General features: G+C 52.2%; 20 protein-coding genes. 5 read left to right on the top strand and 15 right to left on the bottom strand.

From position 1 onward, the window contains the following. Positions 1-172: 172 nt before the first annotated feature. Positions 173-3,496, bottom strand: a complete 3,324-nt coding sequence (locus R3I13_RS07715) for a vitamin B12-dependent ribonucleotide reductase (RefSeq protein WP_346317348.1) — start codon at positions 3,494-3,496, stop codon at positions 173-175. 281 nt (positions 3,497-3,777) lie between these two features. On the opposite strand from R3I13_RS07715, the gene R3I13_RS07710 reads away from it, so the two are divergent. Next, positions 3,778-4,539: a geranylgeranylglyceryl/heptaprenylglyceryl phosphate synthase gene (locus R3I13_RS07710; protein WP_346317347.1), complete on the top strand. Its 762-nt coding sequence runs from the start codon at positions 3,778-3,780 to the stop codon at positions 4,537-4,539. Between the two features lie 478 nt (positions 4,540-5,017). On the opposite strand, the gene R3I13_RS07705 is transcribed toward R3I13_RS07710, so the two are convergent. Continuing rightward, positions 5,018-5,746, bottom strand: a complete 729-nt coding sequence (locus tag R3I13_RS07705) for a response regulator (RefSeq protein ID WP_120517470.1) — start codon at positions 5,744-5,746, stop codon at positions 5,018-5,020. A 76-nt stretch (positions 5,747-5,822) separates the two neighbouring features. Continuing rightward, a complete protein-coding gene (locus R3I13_RS07700; RefSeq protein WP_346317346.1) occupies positions 5,823-6,854 on the bottom strand; it encodes a histidine kinase in 1,032 nt (343 codons plus the stop codon). A gap of 170 nt (positions 6,855-7,024) precedes the next feature. On the opposite strand from R3I13_RS07700, the gene dxs reads away from it, so the two are divergent. The 3 genes from dxs (at position 7,025) to R3I13_RS07685 (ending at position 11,358) form a co-directional block, all read left to right on the top strand. Then, positions 7,025-8,956: a 1-deoxy-D-xylulose-5-phosphate synthase gene (gene dxs / locus R3I13_RS07695; RefSeq protein ID WP_346317345.1), complete on the top strand. Its 1,932-nt coding sequence runs from the start codon at positions 7,025-7,027 to the stop codon at positions 8,954-8,956. A gap of 47 nt (positions 8,957-9,003) precedes the next feature. Continuing rightward, complete coding sequence (locus R3I13_RS07690) at positions 9,004-10,059, top strand: ferredoxin--NADP reductase (protein WP_346317344.1); 1,056 nt, start codon at positions 9,004-9,006, stop codon at positions 10,057-10,059. Positions 10,060-10,152: 93 nt separating this feature from the next. Beyond that, the gene (locus tag R3I13_RS07685; protein WP_346317343.1) at positions 10,153-11,358 is read left to right on the top strand and encodes a PAS domain-containing protein; all 1,206 of its coding nucleotides are present in this window, start codon (positions 10,153-10,155) and stop codon (positions 11,356-11,358) included. 10 nt (positions 11,359-11,368) lie between these two features. On the opposite strand, the gene R3I13_RS07680 is transcribed toward R3I13_RS07685, so the two are convergent. From R3I13_RS07680 to R3I13_RS07630, 11 genes are all read right to left on the bottom strand, one after another. Next, a complete protein-coding gene (locus tag R3I13_RS07680; RefSeq protein WP_346317342.1) occupies positions 11,369-11,746 on the bottom strand; it encodes a hypothetical protein in 378 nt (125 codons plus the stop codon). A 156-nt stretch (positions 11,747-11,902) separates the two neighbouring features. Next, a complete protein-coding gene (locus R3I13_RS07675) occupies positions 11,903-12,616 on the bottom strand; it encodes a pirin family protein (protein ID WP_346317341.1) in 714 nt (237 codons plus the stop codon). 189 nt (positions 12,617-12,805) lie between these two features. Then, positions 12,806-13,216 (bottom strand): OsmC family protein, encoded by a 411-nt coding sequence (locus R3I13_RS07670; RefSeq protein ID WP_346317340.1) that lies wholly within the window; start codon positions 13,214-13,216, stop codon positions 12,806-12,808. Positions 13,217-13,363: 147 nt separating this feature from the next. Further along, positions 13,364-13,516: a hypothetical protein gene (locus tag R3I13_RS07665; RefSeq protein ID WP_346317339.1), complete on the bottom strand. Its 153-nt coding sequence runs from the start codon at positions 13,514-13,516 to the stop codon at positions 13,364-13,366. 10 nt (positions 13,517-13,526) lie between these two features. Further along, positions 13,527-14,054 carry a YceI family protein gene (locus tag R3I13_RS07660; RefSeq protein ID WP_346317338.1) on the bottom strand — a complete coding sequence of 176 codons (528 nt, stop codon included), beginning with the start codon at positions 14,052-14,054 and terminating at the stop codon, positions 13,527-13,529. Positions 14,055-14,095: 41 nt separating this feature from the next. Beyond that, complete coding sequence (locus R3I13_RS07655) at positions 14,096-14,971, bottom strand: pirin family protein (protein ID WP_346317337.1); 876 nt, start codon at positions 14,969-14,971, stop codon at positions 14,096-14,098. 155 nt (positions 14,972-15,126) lie between these two features. Further along, positions 15,127-16,029, bottom strand: coding sequence for a helix-turn-helix domain-containing protein (locus tag R3I13_RS07650; RefSeq protein WP_346317336.1), 903 nt, complete (start codon positions 16,027-16,029; stop codon positions 15,127-15,129). Between the two features lie 4 nt (positions 16,030-16,033). Beyond that, positions 16,034-16,825, bottom strand: a complete 792-nt coding sequence (locus tag R3I13_RS07645; protein WP_346317335.1) for a segregation/condensation protein A — start codon at positions 16,823-16,825, stop codon at positions 16,034-16,036. A 68-nt stretch (positions 16,826-16,893) separates the two neighbouring features. Beyond that, a complete protein-coding gene (locus R3I13_RS07640; protein WP_346317334.1) occupies positions 16,894-17,838 on the bottom strand; it encodes a DUF3078 domain-containing protein in 945 nt (314 codons plus the stop codon). Between the two features lie 82 nt (positions 17,839-17,920). Beyond that, positions 17,921-18,298 carry a large-conductance mechanosensitive channel protein MscL gene (gene mscL / locus R3I13_RS07635; RefSeq protein ID WP_346317333.1) on the bottom strand — a complete coding sequence of 126 codons (378 nt, stop codon included), beginning with the start codon at positions 18,296-18,298 and terminating at the stop codon, positions 17,921-17,923. 55 nt (positions 18,299-18,353) lie between these two features. Then, positions 18,354-19,127: a PPK2 family polyphosphate kinase gene (locus R3I13_RS07630; protein WP_346317332.1), complete on the bottom strand. Its 774-nt coding sequence runs from the start codon at positions 19,125-19,127 to the stop codon at positions 18,354-18,356. A gap of 65 nt (positions 19,128-19,192) precedes the next feature. On the opposite strand from R3I13_RS07630, the gene R3I13_RS07625 reads away from it, so the two are divergent. Further along, on the top strand, positions 19,193-20,059 hold the full coding sequence (locus R3I13_RS07625) for a DMT family transporter (RefSeq protein WP_346317331.1): 867 nt from the start codon (positions 19,193-19,195) through the stop codon (positions 20,057-20,059). Between the two features lie 51 nt (positions 20,060-20,110). On the opposite strand, the gene frr is transcribed toward R3I13_RS07625, so the two are convergent. Next, the gene (gene frr / locus R3I13_RS07620; RefSeq protein WP_346317330.1) at positions 20,111-20,674 is read right to left on the bottom strand and encodes a ribosome recycling factor; all 564 of its coding nucleotides are present in this window, start codon (positions 20,672-20,674) and stop codon (positions 20,111-20,113) included. Between the last annotated feature and the right edge of the window lie 46 nt (positions 20,675-20,720).

The following is a 20,720-nucleotide window of genomic DNA, read 5'->3' as shown; positions in this document are numbered from 1 at the left end:
ACTTTATCTGAAATTTTTAAACCTGAATAACAAATAATTAACAAAGTTTCTGCTCGTCACGATCGCCACAAACCCAATACCATCGCAGATTTCAGCGAACCGGTCGTTCCGGGTTTTCTTCCAAAACTTGTTAAAAACTTTTAAAGAAGCGCGCTTTCCCGCCGCCTTCCATTCAGCTGCAACCCATGCTGTTGCCGCAATTCAGGCATTTGTAACAGGTTCCTGAACGCACAGTGATGTGGCCGCAGGTGTTACAGGCCGGCGCGTCGCTCTGCATGCTGCGCATGTAATCCTGCGTACTGCTTTCCCCGCTGGAAGCCGCTACAGGCTGTGGTTTCACCGCCTTCGGCCCGCTTGCGCCGGAGGTGTTTCCCACCACACGCACATTGGATAATTCAGGTTTCACCACGGGTTCGTCCCACTCCTCTTCGCCGGTATTGCCCGGCGCATCCAGGATGTGCACCAGGTCCGTTCTGCCCAGGTATTCATAACCCAGCACACGGAAAATATAATCGATCAGTGAAGTGGAGGATTTGATATTCGGGTGATCCACCATGCCGGCGGGCTCAAAGCGGGTGAACACGAACTTATCTACAAACTCTTCCAACGGCACGCCGTACTGCAGGCCTACAGACACTGCGATCGCAAAACAGTTCATCAGGCTCCGGAGCGTGGAGCCTTCTTTTGCAAGGTCTATGAAGATCTCGCCCAGCGTTCCATCATTGTATTCGCCCGTGCGGAGGAAGATCGGCTGCCCGCCCACTTTTGCTTTCTGCGTGAAGCCGCGGCGTTTGCCCGGCAATGTTTTCCGCTCCACAATGCGCGACAGCGCCCGTTTCAGCGAAGTATCCGAACTGGCGATCATCCTTTTGTTCAGCTCTTCCAGCAGCTCGTCTATCGTGAGCTTGTTCATTTCAATGATCTGGCCGGGCGCTTCTGCAGCGGGTTCTGCGGCTTCGGTGGATTTTTTCTTTTTGTCGCTTTTGTTGCTGAGCGGCTGGCTCAGCTTAGAGCCGTCGCGGTAAAGCGCGCAGGCTTTCAGGCCCAGTTCCCAGCTCAGCTTGTATGCATCGGCGATCTCTTCAACTGCGGCCTCGTTCGGCAGGTTGATGGTTTTGGAAATAGCGCCGGAAATGAACGGCTGCGCGGCGCCCATCATGCGGATGTGGCCATGGGCGTGGATATATCTTTCGCCTTTTTTACCGCATTTATTGGCGCAGTCGAACACAGGCAGGTGGGCTTCTTTCAGGTAAGGAGCTCCTTCCACGGTCATGGTGCCGCATATGTAGTCGTTTGCGGCTTCCATCTGCTCGTCTGTAAAGCCCAGCTCGTGCAGCAGGCTGAATTCCATGCTGAAATACTGTTCAGGCTTGAATCCCAGCCTTTGCAGGCATTCTTCTCCCAGCGTGTATACGTTGAACACGAAAGCAATATCGAAAGAAGAGGCCACGGCGGCATCCAGCTTTTTGATCTCTTCGGCGATGAAGCCTTTTTCGCTCAGGCTCTGCGGGTTGATGTAAGGCGCCCCGGAGAAGCTGCCCGTGCCTTTTGCATAATCCACGATCGCTTTGATCTCGTTCTCTTTATACCCCAGGTGCTTCAGCGCGGAGGGAATGGATTGGTTGATGATCTTGAAGTAACCGCCGCCGGAGAGCTTTTTGAATTTCACCAGCGCAAAATCGGGTTCCACGCCGGTTGTATCGCAGTCCATCACCAGCCCGATAGTGCCGGTGGGCGCGATCACGGTGGCCTGCGCGTTGCGGTAGCCGTGTTTCTCGCCCAGCTTCACTGCGTCGTCCCAGGCTTTGGTGGCGGCTTTCAGCAGGTAATCCGGGCAATACCTCGCGTTAATGCCCTGCGGTTTGATCTCGATCCCTTCATATGCCTCGGCAGCATCGTAGGCTGCCGCCCGGTGGTTGCGCATCACGCGCAGCATGTCTTCCTTATTCTCGGCGTATTTCGGGAAAGCGCCCTGGTGGGCGGCTATTTCGGCAGATGTTTTGTAGGATACGCCGGTCATGATAGCAGTGATGGCGCCTGCAATGCCGCGCGCTTCTTCACTGTCGTACGCAATGCCGCTCACCATGAGCATGGAACCAAGGTTGGCATAGCCCAGGCCCAGCGTGCGGTATTCGTAGCTGAGCTGCGCCACTTCTTTGGACGGGAATTGCGCCATGAGCACGGAAATTTCCAGCACGGTAGTCCACAGTCTTACGGTGTATTCAAATCCCGGCACGTCGAACAGGCTCTTTTCTTCGTCGAAGAAGCGGCGCAGGTTCACGGATGCGAGGTTGCAGGCCGTGTTGTCCAGGAACATGTATTCGGAACAGGGGTTGGATGCGTTGATGCGGCCGCCCTGGGGACAGGTATGCCATTCGTTGATGGTGGTGTCGTACTGGGTGCCGGGGTCTGCACAGCGCCAGGCCGCATAGGCGATCTGGTTCCAAAGGTCGGCGGCTTTTACGGTCTTCATCACTTTCCCGTTCATGCGGGCTTTCAGTTCCCAGTCGCCATCCGCTTCCAGGGCATGGAAAAAGCTGTTGGGGATGCGTACGGAGTTGTTGGAATTCTGCCCTGAAACGGTGCGGTAAGCATCTCCTTCGTAGTCGGAAGAATAGCCGGCGGCGATGAGGGCGCCTACTTTCTTTTCCTCTTCCACTTTCCAGTTGATGAATTCCAGCACTTCGGGATGATCCAGGTCCAGGCATACCATTTTGGCGGCCCTGCGGGTGGTGCCGCCAGATTTGATGGCGCCTGCGGCCCTGTCCCCTATTTTCAGAAAGCTCATCAGCCCGCTGGAAGTACCGCCGCCGCTGAGTTTCTCTCCTTCGCCACGGATCTGTGAGAAGTTGGTGCCCACGCCTGAGCCGTATTTGAAGATACGGGCTTCGCGTACCCAGAGGTCCATGATGCCGCCGTCGTTCACCAGGTCGTCGCTCACGCTGAGGATGAAGCAGGCATGCGGCTGGGGCCTTTCGTATGCGGAGGTTGATTTTTCGAGCTTGCCGGTCTTTTGCTCCACGTAATAATGGCCCTGCGGCTTGCCTTTAATGCCGTAGCTTTCATGGAGGCCGGTATTGAACCATTGGGGGGAATTAGGTACGCAGGCCTGGTTGAGCATGCAGTACACGAGTTCTTCGTAGAACACCTGCGCGTCTGCGGCGGAAGCGAAATAACCATATTTTTCGCCCCATACCCGCCAGCAGTTGGCCATGCGGTGCACTACCTGCCTTACGGAAGTTTCACGGCCTGTGGAGCCGTCTGCCTGGGGCACGCCGGCTTTCCTGAAGTATTTCTGTGCCAGGATGTCTGTCGCGATCTGCGACCATGCCCTGGGCACCTCCACGTTATTCATCTCGAACACTACATCCCCACCCGGGTTGCGGATAACGGACGAGCGCATATCATATTGGAACTGATCATAGGGGCTAACACCTTCCCGGGTAAAGTGGCGGGAAAATGCGAGGCCGCCAGCCTTATTAACTTGATTTTTCATATGCCCTAGAAATTTTTGACAGGATTAAACAGATAAATTGATACCGATTACACTTTTGGAGTGGGATTACTAAAATAATTTTAAATGCTCTTCACACCAATTAGTCTTATCCACAGCCTGTGCATAAGGGCGCATTAACAAACTACGGTAGTTAGCCGGATTAAAAGCGTGCTTTTCACCTTAAATCAATTGCAAAATCAATACCATGCATATTTATTTAACCCTGTGCCTTATTAGAAAAAAATTTATACATTTGCTTCAACCGGAACAATGCAAAATTAATGTACAGAAAAATATACAGTTCCTTTATCGAGAGAAAGGCAAAAGGTACAAAGTCATTCGCAGTTCTGATAGACCCCGATAAGGTTACACCTGCCGGGATTGCTGATCTGACTGCCAAATGCACCGAGGCTAAAGTTGATTATATTTTCCTGGGAGGAAGTCTTGTTATCACGAACCATTTGGACGAAGTAGTTCAGCAGATCAAGGCTACCTGTTCCATTCCGGTGATACTATTCCCCGGCAGCCCGTCGCAGGTATCGCGATATGCGGATGCATTGCTGTATCTCTCCATGATCTCCGGCCGTAACGCAGAATTGCTTATCGGCCAGCACGTTGTTTCTGCTGCCGCTGTGAAAAAGAGCGGGCTCGAAGTGATCTCTACCGGGTATATGGTCATAGACGGCGGCGCCCCTACCACAGTTTCCTACATCAGCAACGCAACGCCCATCCCTGCGGATAAAGATGATATTGCCATGTGCACCGCCATGGCGGGCGACATGCTCGGAATGAAGGTCATATATATGGACGCCGGCAGCGGCGCGCGCAAACCCATTACTGAATCCATGATCCACCGTGTAGCCAGCCAGGTGGAAGTACCGGTGATCGTAGGCGGCGGCATCCGAGATGCGGAGAAAGCTTACCTGAACTGTAAAGCCGGCGCAGACATCATTGTGGTGGGCAACGCCATCGAAAAAGATACTTCCCTGATCCGCGAGATCGCGGAAGCCGTACATAGCGCTCCTGTAAAGGCCGCACGTTAACCCTCCCCTATTTTATTATCCCTGCCTATTACCTTTTTGAAAAAATTTATTGTCTAGTTGCAAGAATTTGTAAAAAAAATTGCAGAGGTTGTATATCTTGTGCATGATTTATTAACAAAACCAAACCAACCAGTAGTTACCGGTACCCCGGGTGAGCAATTGTGTCCGTGAACAGGCGGGAAAACCTGGTATTTCAGCAGCATTAGCATCTTTCATCCTGTTGTTTTCAGCAACCTTTTTCCATAATCCAGCAAATCTTTAAAGGGCTAGTAATATTTCTGCCGCCAGGTGGCAATAAAGGCATTATGCGTCTTTATGGCCATTATGGCCTTTTTTCATAAGCATAATTTAACGGGCTGTTCTTTTCAGGACAGCTCTTTTTTTTCCGCAATTCAGCTACAGTAAAGGATTTCAAGCCAACAAAAAAGGGAAAGGCTACAGCCTTTCCCTTCCTGGAATTATATGCCGTCCCCCTGTGCTAGAGGCTCATCATTTCCTTGAATTTCACCGCCTGCCTGCGGCTCACTTCTATCTTTTCCCCGCCGCGCATTTCCAGCAGCAGCCCGCCGTTAAAATACGTGTCTATCCGTTCTATCATCCGCAGGTTCACGATATGCTTGCGGTTGGCGCGGAAGAACACCCGTTCGTCCAGCCGCTCTTCCAGTGCGTTCAGTGATTTCAGGATCAGCGGTTTGTTGGTCTCGAAATACACGCGGGCATAATTACCCACGCTTTCAAAGAGGCGTATCTCCTGCAGCTTCACGAACCAGCAGCGGTCGCCGTCTTTTACAAACACCTGGTCGTTTTCCCCGAGAATGTTACGGATGCCGGAAGCGGCGGCCAGGCGCTCTTTTTCATCTACCTGGTGCAGCTTGTGAATGGCGTCGGCCAGGCGCTTGGGCTCAATGGGCTTGAGCAGGTAGTCCAGCGCGTTATACTCAAACGCTTTGAGGGCGTATTCGTCGTAGGCCGTGGTAAAGATCACCTGGGGCGTTCTTTCCAGTTCGGCTAGCAGGTCGAAGCCGGTCTTGTCCGGCATCTGGATGTCCAGGAACAGCAGGTCGGGCCGCAGCGATTCGATCTTTTCCATGCCGTCTTTCGCATTCACCGCTTCCCCTACCACCACGATCTCCGGGTGGTCTGCCAGCAGTTTCTTGAGTTCGCTCCTGGCCAGTCGTTCATCGTCTATGATCAATGCTTTTTTCATGATACAGTCTGTCTTTTTCGGTTGATGATGTGATTTTCGTCCAAAAGACGTCTTAAATATACTGAAATTCAGATGGTTAGAGTATTGGCATTTGTACTTTGGCTTCTACCATGGCACCATCCAGGTTATAGATCTCGAAAGAAGCCCTTTTGCCGAACAGGATACCGAGGCGCTGCCGGGTGCTGGCCAGGCCAAAACCGTTGCCATTCAGGTCTTCCACGATCTGCCCGGTGTTCCTGATGGTGATCTCGTGGCGCATGTCGTGCACGTGCGAGCCTATCAGTATCAACCCGCCGTTCACTTCCCGCGAAATGCCGTGTTTGATGGCGTTTTCCACCAGGGTTTGCAGCATCAGCGGCGGTACAGGCAATTCCAGCGTTTCCGGGTCTATGTCGTACTGCACTTTCAATCTCTCCTCAAACCTGATATTTTCCAATGCAAGATAATCTTTTACTATGCTCAGTTCGTTTTCCAGGCTCACCGTTTCCGCTTTGTCCGCCTGCATGGAATTCCGCAGGATATTGCTCAGCTCGGTAATGGCGGTGCGCGCGCGGCGCGGGTTTTCATCTACCAGCGCGCGGATGCTGTTGAGCGCGTTGAAGATGAAGTGCGGGTTCAGCTGGCTTTTGATCGTTTTCAGCTCCAGCGTGCGCACGGTGGCTTCAAGCTTCAGCTGGCCCACCTGCGAGTTGCGGCTCTCTTCCACGTAATGCCAGAGGAAATAGATCACCGCCCAAAGGGCCATGAACATGGTCTGTGAAAAGAAGGCCCTCATCCAGCTGTCCTTAAAATCACCGTCCGGCGGGCCGGGCAGCACGAAATGCGAAATGCAGGCCAGCAGGAACGAATCCACGATCGAGCATACCAGGATGCCGAAAAAGAAATAGATCGCCACATTCTCAAAGGGCTTCTCGATCCATTTGTATTTGACGATAACCGCCCTGAATCCATGCGTGATGAGTATTCCCAGCAATGAATATGAAAGGATGTACTGCACCTGCGCGGCGTCTATCTGATAGAAAAAAAAGCCGAAGAACAAGAAAAGAAAGGCGTTAGCTCCCCACCCGAGTATCTGGCACCACCAATATTTTGATATGCGTTTAAACATCCATGAAAAGTTAGCAAAGTCTGGCGATAAACTTCACGTTATAACCAAAAATACCACCTGGGTCACAGGCGGTGAACCCAATTTTTATCAATGGTTGCAGGGGCGTTTAAGTGGGGGCGCGGAATAAGCGTAAAAACATGTATTTTTGGGCATTAAACCCTAATGCTGATATGGAAATTACGGCCGGTCAATTACTGAGCCAGATCGAATACCCGTCTGATCTGCGAAAATTGAGCAAGGAGCAGCTGCACCAGGTGTGCGACGAGCTGCGCCAGTTCATTATTGACGTGGTGAGTGTGCATGGCGGCCACTTCGGGGCCAGCCTGGGTGTGGTGGAGCTTACCGTAGCGCTGCATTATGCGTTCAATACGCCTTACGACCAACTGGTGTGGGACGTGGGCCACCAGGCCTATGGCCATAAGATACTTACCGGCCGGAAGAATGTGTTCCATACCAACCGGAAATACAAAGGCATCAGCGGTTTCCCCAACCGCGGCGAAAGCGAATACGATACTTTCGGGGTAGGCCACTCCAGCACCTCCATCGGGGCTGCGCTGGGCATGGCCATCGCCTCCAAAAATAAAGGAGAGCACGACCGGCAGCACATTGCCGTGATCGGCGACGGCGCCATGACGGCCGGTATGGCCTTCGAAGCGCTGAACCATGCAGGCGTGGCCAATGCCAACCTGCTGATCATCCTGAACGACAACTGCATGTCCATAGACCCGAACGTGGGCGCGCTGAAAGAATACCTCACCGATATCACCACTTCCCATACTTACAACAAGTTCCGCGACGACGTATGGAACCTGCTGGGAAAGCTGCCTATCGGCAAAAATTTCACCAGGGACATGGCTTCCAAGCTGGAAGCCAGCGTAAAAGGCATGGTGTCCAAATCCAGCAATCTCTTCGAAAGCCTCAACCTGCGCTACTTTGGCGCCATAGACGGGCATAACATCACCAAGCTGGTAGATACCCTGCAGGATATGCGGAACATCCCCGGGCCCAAGCTGCTGCATATCAACACCACCAAGGGAAAAGGATATGCGCTGGCTGAAAAGGACCAGACCAAATGGCACGCTCCCGGCCTGTTCGACAAGATCACCGGCGAGATCTACAAAAAGGTCATAGAAGCCCCGCAACCGCCCAAATACCAGGACGTTTTCGGCCATACGATCATCGAGCTGGCCGAACAGAATAAAACCATCATGGGCATTACGCCCGCCATGCCCTCCGGCTCTTCCCTCAAATGGATGATGGAGCAGATGCCGGACCGCGCGATAGACGTAGGCATTTGCGAACAACACGCCGTAACGCTCTCCGCCGGGCTTGCCACACAGGGTATGACGGTGTTCTGCAATATCTACTCCTCGTTCATGCAACGGGCTTACGACCAGGTGGTGCACGACGTGGCCATCCAGCACCTGCCTGTGATCTTTTGTCTTGACAGGGCGGGCCTTGTAGGGGAAGACGGCGCCACCCATCACGGCGCTTATGATATTCCGTACATGCGCTGCATCCCGAACATGATCGTGAGCGCGCCCATGAACGAAGAAGAACTTCGCAACCTGATGTATACCGCACAGCTTCCGTCCAACAAATCGCCCTTCGTGATCCGCTACCCGCGCGGCGAAGGCGTGATGCCGGACTGGCGCAGGCCCTTCGCCGAGATAAAGATCGGTACAGGCCGCAAGATCCAGGACGGGCGGGACGTTGCCATTCTTTCCCTCGGCCACCCGGGCAACTTTGTGACCGAAGCCATGAAAGAACTGATGACGGACGGGCTGCAACCTGCGCATTACGATATGCGTTTCGTGAAACCGCTTGACACTGCGATGCTGCACGACATCTTCCAGCGTTACGACCGTGTGATCACGGTTGAAGACGGGGCGCTCCAGGGCGGCTTCGGCAGCGCAGTGCTGGAATTCATGGCAGACAACGATTACAAGGCGGAAGTAAAACGCCTGGGCATCCCCGACCGTTTGATCGAGCACGGGAAACCCGCCGAACTGCAGCGCGAAGCAGGCTACGACGCTGCCGCCATCGCATCGGCCGTGCGCGAGATGCTTGGCAGTAAAATAACCGTTCACTCCAGCTTATAAAGGCCGTATACGTCCCGGAGCCCTGGGGCTCCGGGACGCTTTTCATCATGCGCGACCTCTACATACAACTACGCATTACCCGCATCATCCAGGAAACGCCGGATACCTTCACTTATCATTTTGAAAGTGCGGACGGGAAGACGGTGAAATACCAGGCCGGGCAGTTCCTCACCTTCCTCGTGCAGCTGCATGGCGCCGAATACCGCCGTTCCTATTCGCTCAGCTCCACGCCCGGCATAGACGATTTCCTGGCCGTTACCGTCAAACGCATTGCCAACGGGGAAATTTCCCGCTACATCCTCCGCACCTGGATGACAGGCGATGTGGTCACTTCACTCCTGCCCTCCGGGCGTTTTACGCTGGACAGTGAGCCGGCGCTCCCCCGCGACATCATCCTGCTGGGCGCAGGCAGCGGCATCACGCCATTGTTCTCCATCCTGCAACAAGCCCTGCATACCGAAAAGGCCGCGCACCTCACCCTCATCTACAGCAACCGCGACGAGAAGAGCACTATCTTTCGCGAACGGCTGCTGGCACTGCAAACCCGCTTCCCCGACCGCTTCACCATCGTATGGCTTTACAGCGACCCGGCCGATGCATCCGGCGTTTACCGGCGCATGAGCAACAGCCTGCTGGAAATGATCGCCCCGAAACACCTGCACCACCCTCGCGAAGCTGCGCAGTTCTACATTTGCGGCCCCGCGGAATATATGCGGATGACACAGTTCACGCTTACTTTCATGGGCTTCCGGGAAGACCAGCTGCATAAAGAAAACTTCGTCGTGAACACCGAGGCGAAAATCGCGCGCGTGCAGATACCACAGGATGCTACGCCGAAACAGGTGCACCTGAAACATGAAGGGAACGTGCAAACGCTGACGGTGCCCGGCAATGAAAACATTTTGCATGCGGCCCTGCGCCAGCAGGTAGCCCTGCCTTATAGCTGCAAGGGCGGCGTTTGCGGCTCCTGCATTGCCACCTGCACGCAGGGAAAGGTCTGGATGTCCGTCAACGAAGTGCTGACCGAAAAAGAGCTGGCAAAGGGGCTTGTGCTTACCTGCACGGGCTATGCGCAAACGAGTGAAGTAACGCTGGAGTGGTAGTGAAAAACAAACACATTTGCGGGTCAAACCCGCTACAGGTCTAAATTGGCCAGTTCCCCGAATTTTCCTACATTCAATATTCAAACTACTGAGATGAGCCGTACCCCGTTGAAAACCGCAAGCCTCTTCCTGGCCTTCGGGCTCATATGGCTGGCGGGTTACAACCGTTTACTGGCGCTGCTTACAGGATTATTTAAACATGTGGATCCAGGGTTGTTGCCCTATTTCGTGAATGCATTTTTTATCACTGTCTCCACTATCCTCATTTACATCATCGTCCGTCATGATCTTTTGCGCAACAACACCTATTCAACCCAATACCGCCAGCTGTTCTACGAACACCCGGTGCCCATGTGGATCTACCAGTGGGGCACGCTGAAGTTCCTGGCGGTAAACAATGCGGCAGTCAGCAAATACGGTTTTAGCAGGAAGGAATTTGAAGCGATGGATATCCTTTCCATCCGCGACCCCTCGTCTATCCCGGATGTGCTGGACGATGTGAACCGCACCAACAGGAACCTTGACTACCGCGGTATCTGGCAGCACAGGAAGAAGAACGGCGAATTGTTTTACGTGGAATTGTATTCGCATACCACCCATTACAACGGCAGGGAAGCGCGTATCGTGATGGCGATAGATATTGATTCGGAAGTGCGCAACACTATCAAAGCAAAAGACATTGGTACGCGTTATGAACTGCTGGCGCAGGTCACACAGGATTGCATTTACTACTGGGACCTGCTTTCAGGACGGGTTACACGCAACCATGGCCCTTCAACCATGTTCGGCTACAAGGAGGAAGAAGCGGTAGAGAAAATGGATTGGTGGAAAGAAAAAGTTCACCCCGAAGATATAACCCAGGTGATGGATTCTTTCAACGAAAGCCTGCAAAGGAAGGACATACACTGGAACGCGGCATACCGCTTCCGTTGTGCGGACGGGAGCTATAAGTACGTGCTGGACCGTGCGCATATCCTTTACAGCGACCATGGAGATGCCGTGCGTGTGATCGGCGCCATACAGGATGTGGATGAATCCATGCGGCATCAGGAAGAGCGCCGGCAGTTCATCCGCCTGTTGCAGGAACAGAATGAGAAACTCCAGGAAATTGCGCGTATCAATTCACATGAAATACGGCGGCCTGTGTCCAACATCATGGGCATACTGGCTATGCTAGACCTGGAAAAGAATGAACCTGCGCTGAACGGCCGGCTGTTTGGCCTGCTGCAGCAAAGCACAGCAGAACTGGACGCCACCCTGTTCAGGATACGGGACAAACTGCAGCAAATGAGAGAATAATATATCCAGGCTACCGGAACGATTCGAACCGGGAAAAATCTCCCTTCAGCTCATCATGTAATTTGTGAAATACCTGCATGCGGTCGTGCAGCCGGTCGTAATCGTCTACGGGCCTGTCGTGGTGAATAATTGCCGGGCGGCCGTAACCCATCGATTTTGCGGATTGTTTCAGATCGTGGAACATTTCATCAGCTACTTCCAACTGGCGGATGAACTGGTTCTGAAAGTGCTCTATTTCCACCATTCTTTCATGGTTGGCCTGGCGGGCGCCGGCCATTTCTTCTAACCTGCTTCTCATCGTGCGCAGGCTGCCGCGCACCTGGTCTACTTCGCCTTTCCAGGCACTCAGCTGTGCCTGCAGGTCAGATGACTGTGTTGGTACTTCCATGAGATATTGATTTAAGTTAAATGTTTGACGAGCGTAACCCTCATACATCCATGCTGTTAAGTCAATATGTCCATTCCCTGCACTTCTAATTTACGACACTTTTTATTACGGGGAAAAATAAACCCGGTGGAATTTATCCACCGGGCCAAAGCCTTTCTACACGGCCATCGGCAGGTCCATGAGCAGGAATTCTGTATTCTCCAATGTTGTAACATTCAATTTTTCCAGGTCTGAAACTGCAATGGCGTCGCGCGCCCCGAGGGTTTCTCCGCCCGCTTGCAGGCTGCCCGAAAGCACCAGCAGGTATACGCCGTTACCCTCCAGTTTAGGCTGGTATTCGAAACTTTTCCCTTTATCGAAATTGCCAAGGCTAAACCAGGCGTCCTGGTTGATCAGCAGGGTGTCCGCACTTCCTTCCGGCGATACCACCAACTGCAGTTTGTTCTGCCGCCCTGCAGGATCGAATGTTTTCTGATCGTAACGCGGCGCAATGTCGCGCTTTTTAGGGAAGAGCCATATCTGCAGGAACTTCACCGGTTCTGTTTTCGACGCGTTGAACTCGGAGTGCTGTATGCCCGTGCCCGCGCTCATGATCTGCACATCCTGCTGGTTGATGATCTTATGGCGGCCGGTATTGTCCTTATGTTCCAGCGCGCCGCTCAACGGAATGCTGATGATCTCCATATTGTCGTGCGGGTGCGCGCCGAAGCCCATTCCGCCTTTCACGGTATCGTCGTTCAACACGCGCAACGCGCCGAAGTGAAGGCGCTCGGGGTTGTAATAACCGGCGAAGCTGAAAGTATGATAACTCTGTAACCAGCCGTGGTCTGCAAATCCGCGGGTATTGCCGCGATGGATAACTGTTTTCATTATGTCCTCCTGTATTTTCTATTGCAAATTTCCGCATAAAACAAACGCTGCGCAATGGACATTCCGGCTAAAAGGGTGGACAATTATTTCACTTTGAAACAAGGTCGGGATAAGGGTTCCAGGACAACGCCCGTTAAAAAAACAAAGGCCGTCTTGCGACGGCCTTTGATATCTTGCATGCTGAAGCGGTTACACCAGCTTTGCATCCATGGTGATCTCGGTGTTGAGCAGTTTGGAGATAGGGCAGTTCAGCTTCGCGTCTTCCGCCATTTCAGCAAACTTCGCGGCATCCAGGCCGGGTACACTGGCGGTCACTTCGAGGTGAATGTTGGGAATGGCGCCCGCCTCGAAAGTTACAATGCTCTTCGTGTCTATGCTGGTTGGGGTAAGGCCCGCGCCGGAAATGATGAAGCTCAGCTTCATGCTGAAGCAGCCTGCATGCGCAGCAGCGATCAGCTCTTCGGGATTGGTGCCGATGCCGTCTTCAAAGCGGCTTGAAAAAGAATACTGGGTATCTTTCAGTACGCCTGTTTGCGTGGAAACTGTGCCTTTCCCTTCTTTACCGGTGCCTTTCCAATTGGCGGTTGCGGATCTTTTCATGAGTCAAAATTTTTTATTTGGGTGAATTATGAACGATAAGAGGTCTTAAAATTAATGAATTGGAATTAAAAAAACCGGGCGAATTGCTTCACCCGGTTTACCTAAAACCCTGACAACCTTACTACGCTAATTCTCTTCAAGATTTCTTCACTTCTTCGCATGCTGCACTTTTCCGTCTTCCCGCGCAATAACCAACCGCCTCAACTGCAACCATGCGCAGGTTCCTGTTTTCCAATTCTTAATTTCATCATAAGCAGCCGCGTCAGATCCTTCCGCCGGGCCCGCAATCGTCAGTGTCATTATTTATTTGTTAAGCTTGTTTTACCATCTGCACGCCGAGGATGAGGCGCACATCGTCGCTCACTACCAGGCCGCCGGCTTCTGTGGTGGCAGACCAGGTAAGACCGAAGTCTTTGCGGTTGATCTTGCCCGTCAGCTCAAAGCCTGCTTTGGTCTGGCCCCAGGGGTCAACTGTGATGCCGTTGTATTCAACGTTCAGCTCTACGGGTTTGGTAACGCCGCGGATGCTGAGGTCACCCACCAGCGTAAAATTCTCCGCGTCTTTTTTCTTCACGCCGGTAGAGGTGAAAGTAATTTTCGGGTGATTGGGCGCGTCAAAGAAATCAGGGCTTTTCAGGTGCTCGTCTCTCTGCGCGTTTTTAGTGCTCACGCTGTTTACGTTGGCTTCGAAGGAGATCTTCGCGTCGGAGAAGTCTTCGGCGCCTGCGCTCATCGTGGCGTCATATTCTGCAAAGTGGCCTGTCACGTTGGTGATCATCAGGTGTTTCACTTTAAATTCGATCTCGCTGTGTAAAGGATCAATTTTCCAGGTTGTCATTTTTTTTGGTTTTAAAGTTTTGTGTGATTTATTATCAGTATTTAATTCAGGTGTCCCATTTTACCGTTATTGTAATCTTCCACGGCCTGTATGATGTCTTCTTTCGTGTTCATCACAAACGGGCCGTAAGAGAAAACCGGTTCGTTGATCGGCTCGCCGTTCAGCACCAGCAATGAAGCATCCGTGAGGGCGGTAACCGTGATCACTTCGCCTTTGGTTTCAAACACCGCGATCTGCACGCCTTTGGCGGTATGCGTGTCATTGAATCGCGCTTCGCCTTTCAGCACCACGATGCCGGTGTTGTAGCCGTCGGGCAGCGGCAATTCTATGCTCTTACCGGCTTTCAGCTGTACATCGAACAGGTTCAGCGGGGTAAAAGTTTTCGCAGCTCCTTTTTGTCCATCAAATTCCCCGGCAATGACACGGAGGTAACTCCCCCCGCCCAGGTCTGCCACGGGAATATCTTTCTTTTCGAGGCCCTGGTAGCGGGGCGGGTCCATTTTATGGGCTTTCGGCAGGTTCACCCACAGCTGCACCATTTCGAGGGTGCCGCCGTTTCGGGTAAATTCACGCTCGTGCTTTTCTTCATGCACCACGCCGGAGGCGGCCGTCATCCATTGCACGTCGCCGGGACCGATCTTGCCGGCGTTGCCGCCGGAGTCGCGGTGCTCCAGTGCGCCCTGGTAAGCGATGGTCACTGTTTCAAAACCACGGTGCGGGTGTTCGTCTACACCACGGGGCTGGTCTGAAGGCGGGAAATAATGCGGCGCAGCATAATCGAGGAGGAAAAAGGGGCTGAGCTGCCTGTTGCCGATGCGGTTGCCGTTCGGGAAAAGGTTCTGCACCCTGAATCCGTCGCCCACCATATGGGTTTGGGCGCCTTCAAAAACTTTTGCTACTTGTTTTGTGCTTTTCATGTGTGTATCTCCTTAAAGACAACACAAAATTACATGTTACAACACCTAACGGAAATGGATAGAAAGCATTAAACGGTGTACTTTTTTATAAAAAAATACAATGTCCCGGGCGGCATACGCCCGGGACACTCATAATCAATTGAATATCAATAAATTTAAACTCTCGCCAGTTCCTTAAACTCCGAAGGGGACTGGTTGGTGTATTTTTTAAAGAAGCGGGAGAAATAATGCGGGTCTTCAAATCCCAGCTTATAGGCGATCTCCTTGGCCGTGAGGTCGGTATTATAGAGATACCGCTGGGCTTCGAGGATCACGCGGTTGCGGATGTGCTCGCCGGCGGTGATGCCGGACAGCGACTTGCTGATCTCGTTGAGCAGCACGGGCTTTATATGCAATAATGAGGCGTATTCAGACACGTTCTTCAGTTCTTTATACTTTTCCTCGATCAGCGTCTTAAAGTTCATAAAAAGGGCGCTGTTGTGCTTTGCCTGGTATTCCGGGATCACGGCCACCGGCGTGGTGGTATTTCGCGAGGCCACGACCAGGAAATATTGCAGCAGGTTCTGGAAAGCCACCGCGTAGTTGGGCGCTTTATTTTCTATTTCCCGCATCATGCGCTGCACCATCCATTCCAGCTCTTTTTCATCATCCGGGTCGCTCAGGTGGATCACGGAGCTGAAAGCATCGTTCACAAAAAGGCCTTTGCGCACGCCGGCCATGTCCGACTTGTCGCTGGGGCACATCAGGGAATCATGGAAGGCGATCATGTAACCGTCTACCTTCTCTGAAAGCTTCAGCTGGTGCACCTGGCCGGGTGCAAGGAAAAACAGCGTATTGCGTTTCACCACGTGGGTCACCGTATCGATCGTATGGGTAAGCTCGCCTTTTTTGATCCAGTAAATGGTGTAGAAGTTGTGCCTGTGCGGGGCAGACTGCTGGTCGAAAAAAGCGCAGCCCAGGTTGCAAAGCGTGGACACGCTGAACTCCATCTGCTCGTCCGCGACGTGGGCGTATTCTGATAGTGAAACTACCCCGATCTGTTCTTTTTTTTCCGCCATATGTTTAATCTTCAAATACCACGGGAGCGTCTTCCGGCCGTTCGGAAGGGTCCACGTATTCAATGATAAAGTTATTCCTGCCTTCGCCCACCATAATGCTGAGGTATTTGGCCTGCACCAGTTCCAGCATGCCCAGGAACAGGAAGATCGCATGCACGCGGTCTTTACAGTGGTCGAATATCTTTTCGAAAGCCATGGTCTTTTCAGAACGGGCCAGGTCCATCATGTATTCCCTGGAACCTTCCATGGTGTAATCGTATTTGTACACAACGTGCTGCGGCTTGTTGCCACGCTCTTTTACCCGCTGCATCACCTTTTCGAAGGTTTTGGTGAGCTTGAAGAGCGTAAGCGTCTGCACCTCGGAACCCTCGCTGGTGGCCTCTCCTATCTCGGCAAGCTCCTTCGCGATATTCCCTCTTTTCACCTGCAGCATGCGGTCCGCCTCCTGCTCTGCCAGCTCGGCGGCGGCCTGCTTGAAGCGTTTGTATTCAAGTATCTTGTCTACCAGCTCCTGGCGCGGGTCTATCTCGTTGCCCGCTTCGTCCAGCTCTTTGCGCGGCAGCAGCATTTTGGCTTTGATGCGCATCAGCGTGGAAATGAAGAGGATGAATTCGCTGGCCAGCTCGATGTTCAGGTTTTCCATGTGATGGATGTAATCCAGGAAGTCCTTGGTGAGGCTGAAGATGGGTATGTTGTAGATATCCAGCTCGTCCCTTTCGATGAAGAACAGCAGCAGGTCGAAAGGCCCTTCGAACTGGGGGAGCTTAATTTTATATATTTCCTGTTCGTTACTCATATTTTAAACAAATAAACCTGCCGGGCGGGGCCGACAGGTTTATCAAAAATAATGAATTTCCGGGGGAATCAGAACTTGGCCGTCAGGCCCACGCCGATCGTCTGTTTGATCTGCAGCCTGGGACCCAGGACGCCGGTTTCCTTGTTCTCGAACACCCGCACGTCGTCGTCATAGATCATATCCACGCTGATGTTGGCGGAAAGCCACTTGTTCACCTTCATGGCGATCAGGTTCGTCCAGAATATATCCACGTTCCCAGGGTTATGTTTATAGTTGGAAAACAGTTCCAGCTTGGTCTTATACGTTACATTTTTGATGATCTCCTTGTTCCAGGTGGCTGACAGGTATGCGCCGAACTCGGATTTCACGTGTTTGCCGGTATCTACCCCATAGGCGCCTTTGGCGGAAAGGGTATCGTCCATTACCACTACCCAGCGGGCCGTGATGGGCGACATAAAGAGCGAAAATTCGTCGTTCGGCTTAAAATCCACGCCGGGCGAGAGGATAATATAAGCCGGGGAGAAGAATTTCGACACGAATTCCCGGGTACTATCCGTTGGGTAGAGATAACCTTCTGTGAACTGGGTGCGGAGGTTGAAGAGGGCGCTGAGGTACCAGTTCTTGCCGATCTCGTAGCCGTATTTGGATGTAAGGTCGATGCGGTCGTCGCTTTTGCGGGTGCCGAGGCTGGTGGTGTTCACGTAGCCGTAGGCGAGGTCGAGATTGTTGTCCCAGTTATGTTTGCCTTTTTTGTAATTGGCAAAGCCCGCAAAGGTGGCCAGCGCGGAGAGGGAGAGCTTGTCGCCGCCCGCGGCCCAGTTGGTGAGCGATCCCTGGTTGAAGGTAAGGCCTAAGGCGGCGCCTTTTTTCCATAGTCTGCCGGTGGTGTCTTTTTCGGTGTTCTTGAGTCTTCCGGCAGCGTCTTCGCGGGTCTTTTTAAAGCTGTCGTCTTGCGCTTTTACGGTGAAGCATATCAATGTGCACACCATTAAGAGCCAGTTGAATTTCTTCATGATACGATCGGTTATACAGGTTGTAATAGTGAACGGTTGGCCGCATTGGGGCAGCCAACCGTTGTATGAAAAATGAAGTGGATTATTTTTGTTTGAGTTCGTCGCGGATCTCCATCAGCAGTTTCTCCTGCGTGGTGAGTACGGGTTCTGCAGGAGCGGCGGGTTCTTCTTTCTTCATGCGGTTGATGGCTTTCACCACCAGGAAAATCGCAAATGCCACGATGATGAATTCCACGATAGACTGGATGAACAGTCCATATTTTATTTCTGCGTCTCCAACTTTTACCATCAGCCCTTTAAAATCAACTTTGCCGATCAATATGCCCACGATAGGCATAATGATGGATTCCACGAGCGAATTCACGATCTTCCCGAAAGCGGCACCGATCACGATACCTACTGCCAGGTCGATCACGTTCCCCTTCATGGCAAAGGCTTTAAATTCACTGAAAAAAGACATACGCTAAGGTTTTAGAGTTAAGAAATGGTGGTATAACGTCTGCAAGATTAACGATTTATACTTTTTTATCCGCATTATTTTTTGTTTTAGGCAGCTTCGGGAACTTCATCTTCAGCGATTTCAGTGTATCCCTTACCGTTTGTGCGATCAGGAATTCCTTATACCAGTTGTGATCGCTGGGCACAATGATCCACGGTATTTTATTGCAGTTCCTGAACACGTCTTCATACATTTTCCAGTAGGTTTTGAAAAGTTTTGCTTCGGCGAAATCCTTTTCATTGTACTTCCACATCTTCCGCGGGTCCTGCGTGCGCTCTTCCAGGCGGGCCTGCTGCGCGCCGGCGGATACATGCAGGTAGAATTTCAGGATATGCGTATTGTTGTGCTCTTCCAGCAATTGCTCGAAGCCGTTGATGGCGGCAAAACGTTTTTTCGCCGTGTCATCATCTATCCATTTGTGCACGCGCTGCACCAGCACGTCTTCATAATGCGAACGGTTGAATACCTGTATCATGCCTTTCGCGGGCGCATGCTGGTGAATCCTCCAGAGGAAGTCATGATCCATTTCCAGCGCGGTAGGTGCTTTGAAAGGCTGCACGGTAACCCCCATGGGGTTCATGGTGCCGAACACGTCCCTGATCACGCCGTCTTTGCCACTGGCGTCCATGCCCTGTAATACAACCAATAAACTGTGTTTATGTTCAGCATAGAGCAGGTTTTGCAGCTCGTCCAGCTCTTCGAGGATGAGCTTGAGCGCTTCTTTGGTCTTTTCCTTGTCGGCTTTTTTAGGCGCGTTGGTTGAAATGTCAGCGAGTTTGATCTGAGGCATAAGCGGATGTTTTTTAAATTTAATCAAATTACCGGATGTCGGGAATCGGTATCTTTACGCTTCTTATGAACCAACGCGTACTTAACTGGGGGATCTTCCTGCTGCTCTCTCTCACCTGGGGCAGCTCATTCATCTTAATGAAGCTGGGGCTTGAATCGTTCACCCCGTACCAGGTGGCCAGCATCCGGCTGATATCCGCAGGCCTGGCGTTGCTGCCGGTCTTCTTCCGCTACATCGGGCAAACGCCGGCTAAAAAGATCCCGGTGATCATCCTTTCAGGTCTATTAGGTAACGGAATTCCGGCGTATTTGTTCTGTATTGCGGAAACCCGCATAGACAGCTCATTAGCGGGCATGCTCAATTCCTTCACGCCCGTATTCGCCCTGATCTTCACCGTCACCCTCTTTCACGCGCCGGTGGCCAGGCGGCAGCTAACGGGCCTGGCTATTGGTTTTGTTGGCGTCATCTGCCTGTTCCTGGTGAAAGGGATCGATGCGAATGCATACTGGTATTATGGTTTCTTCGTGATACTGGCCACGGCCTGTTACGGGCTGAACATTGCACTCGTGCATCACTACCTGAAAGAGTTCGCATCTATGCAGCTCGTGTCTGTCTCTTTATTTTTTATGGCGCTGTTTGCCTTGCCCATATTGCTTTTCAGTGATTTCTTCACTGTTTTCGGGAAAGCTGAAGGGGCTTACACGAGCCTGGCTGCCAGCGTAACCCTTGGCCTGTTAGGCACCGGGGTGGCGTCTATCCTGTTCTACCAGCTGATCCGCTCTGCCGGTGCCATCTTCGCGTCGATGGTTACCTACGGGTTGCCCATTGTGGCCATTGGCTGGGGTTTCCTGGCGGGGGAAGACATTAACGCCCTGCAGGTGGTTTGCCTGGCGGTGATCATGGGCGGCGTTTACCTGGTGAACCGCAAATAAAAAAGAGACAGGCTGTAAACCCGTCTCTTTCCTGGTATTTTCCGGCCGGTATTAAATGGCCATGATCTCTTTGTCTTTTGCCGCGCAATGTTTGTCGATAGCGGCGATGTATTTGTCCGTGAGGGCCTGTACATCTGCTTCGGCGTCTTTCGCGGTATCTTCGCTCAGCCCGTCCTTCTGCAATTTTTTGATGGCTTCGATACCGTCGCGGCGGATGTTGCGGATGGCTACTTTCGCATGTTCGCCTTCACCGTTCACTCTTTTCACCAGTTCCTTACGGCGTTCTTCCGTAAGCGGGGGCAGGAATAAGCGGATGAGGATGCCGTCGTTCTGGGGGTTTAGCCCGATATTGGATGCAATGATCGCTCTTTCGATCGGCTGAAGCATGTTCTTCTCCCAGGGCTGGATGGTAAGAGTGCGTGCATCTGCTACGCTTACGTTGGCAACCTGGTTCAGGGCGGTAGGCGCGCCGTAATAGTCTACGGTAATGCCGTCCAGTATCTGGGGATTGGCTTTACCGGCACGTATCTTGGTCAGCTCGGTTTCCAGGTGCGAAATAGCCTTCTGCATGGAATCTTTTGCATCATCCAGGATTAAATTAAGTTCGTCTTGCATAAGAAATAATACTTAAAGTGCTTGCAAACCTACATGAAATCTTTTA

The organism is Chitinophaga sp. YIM B06452 (assembly GCF_039655965.1).
In the GTDB taxonomy this organism is placed as follows: Bacteria; Bacteroidota; Bacteroidia; order Chitinophagales; family Chitinophagaceae; genus Chitinophaga.
This window is presented reverse-complemented; position numbering and strand designations above follow the sequence as displayed.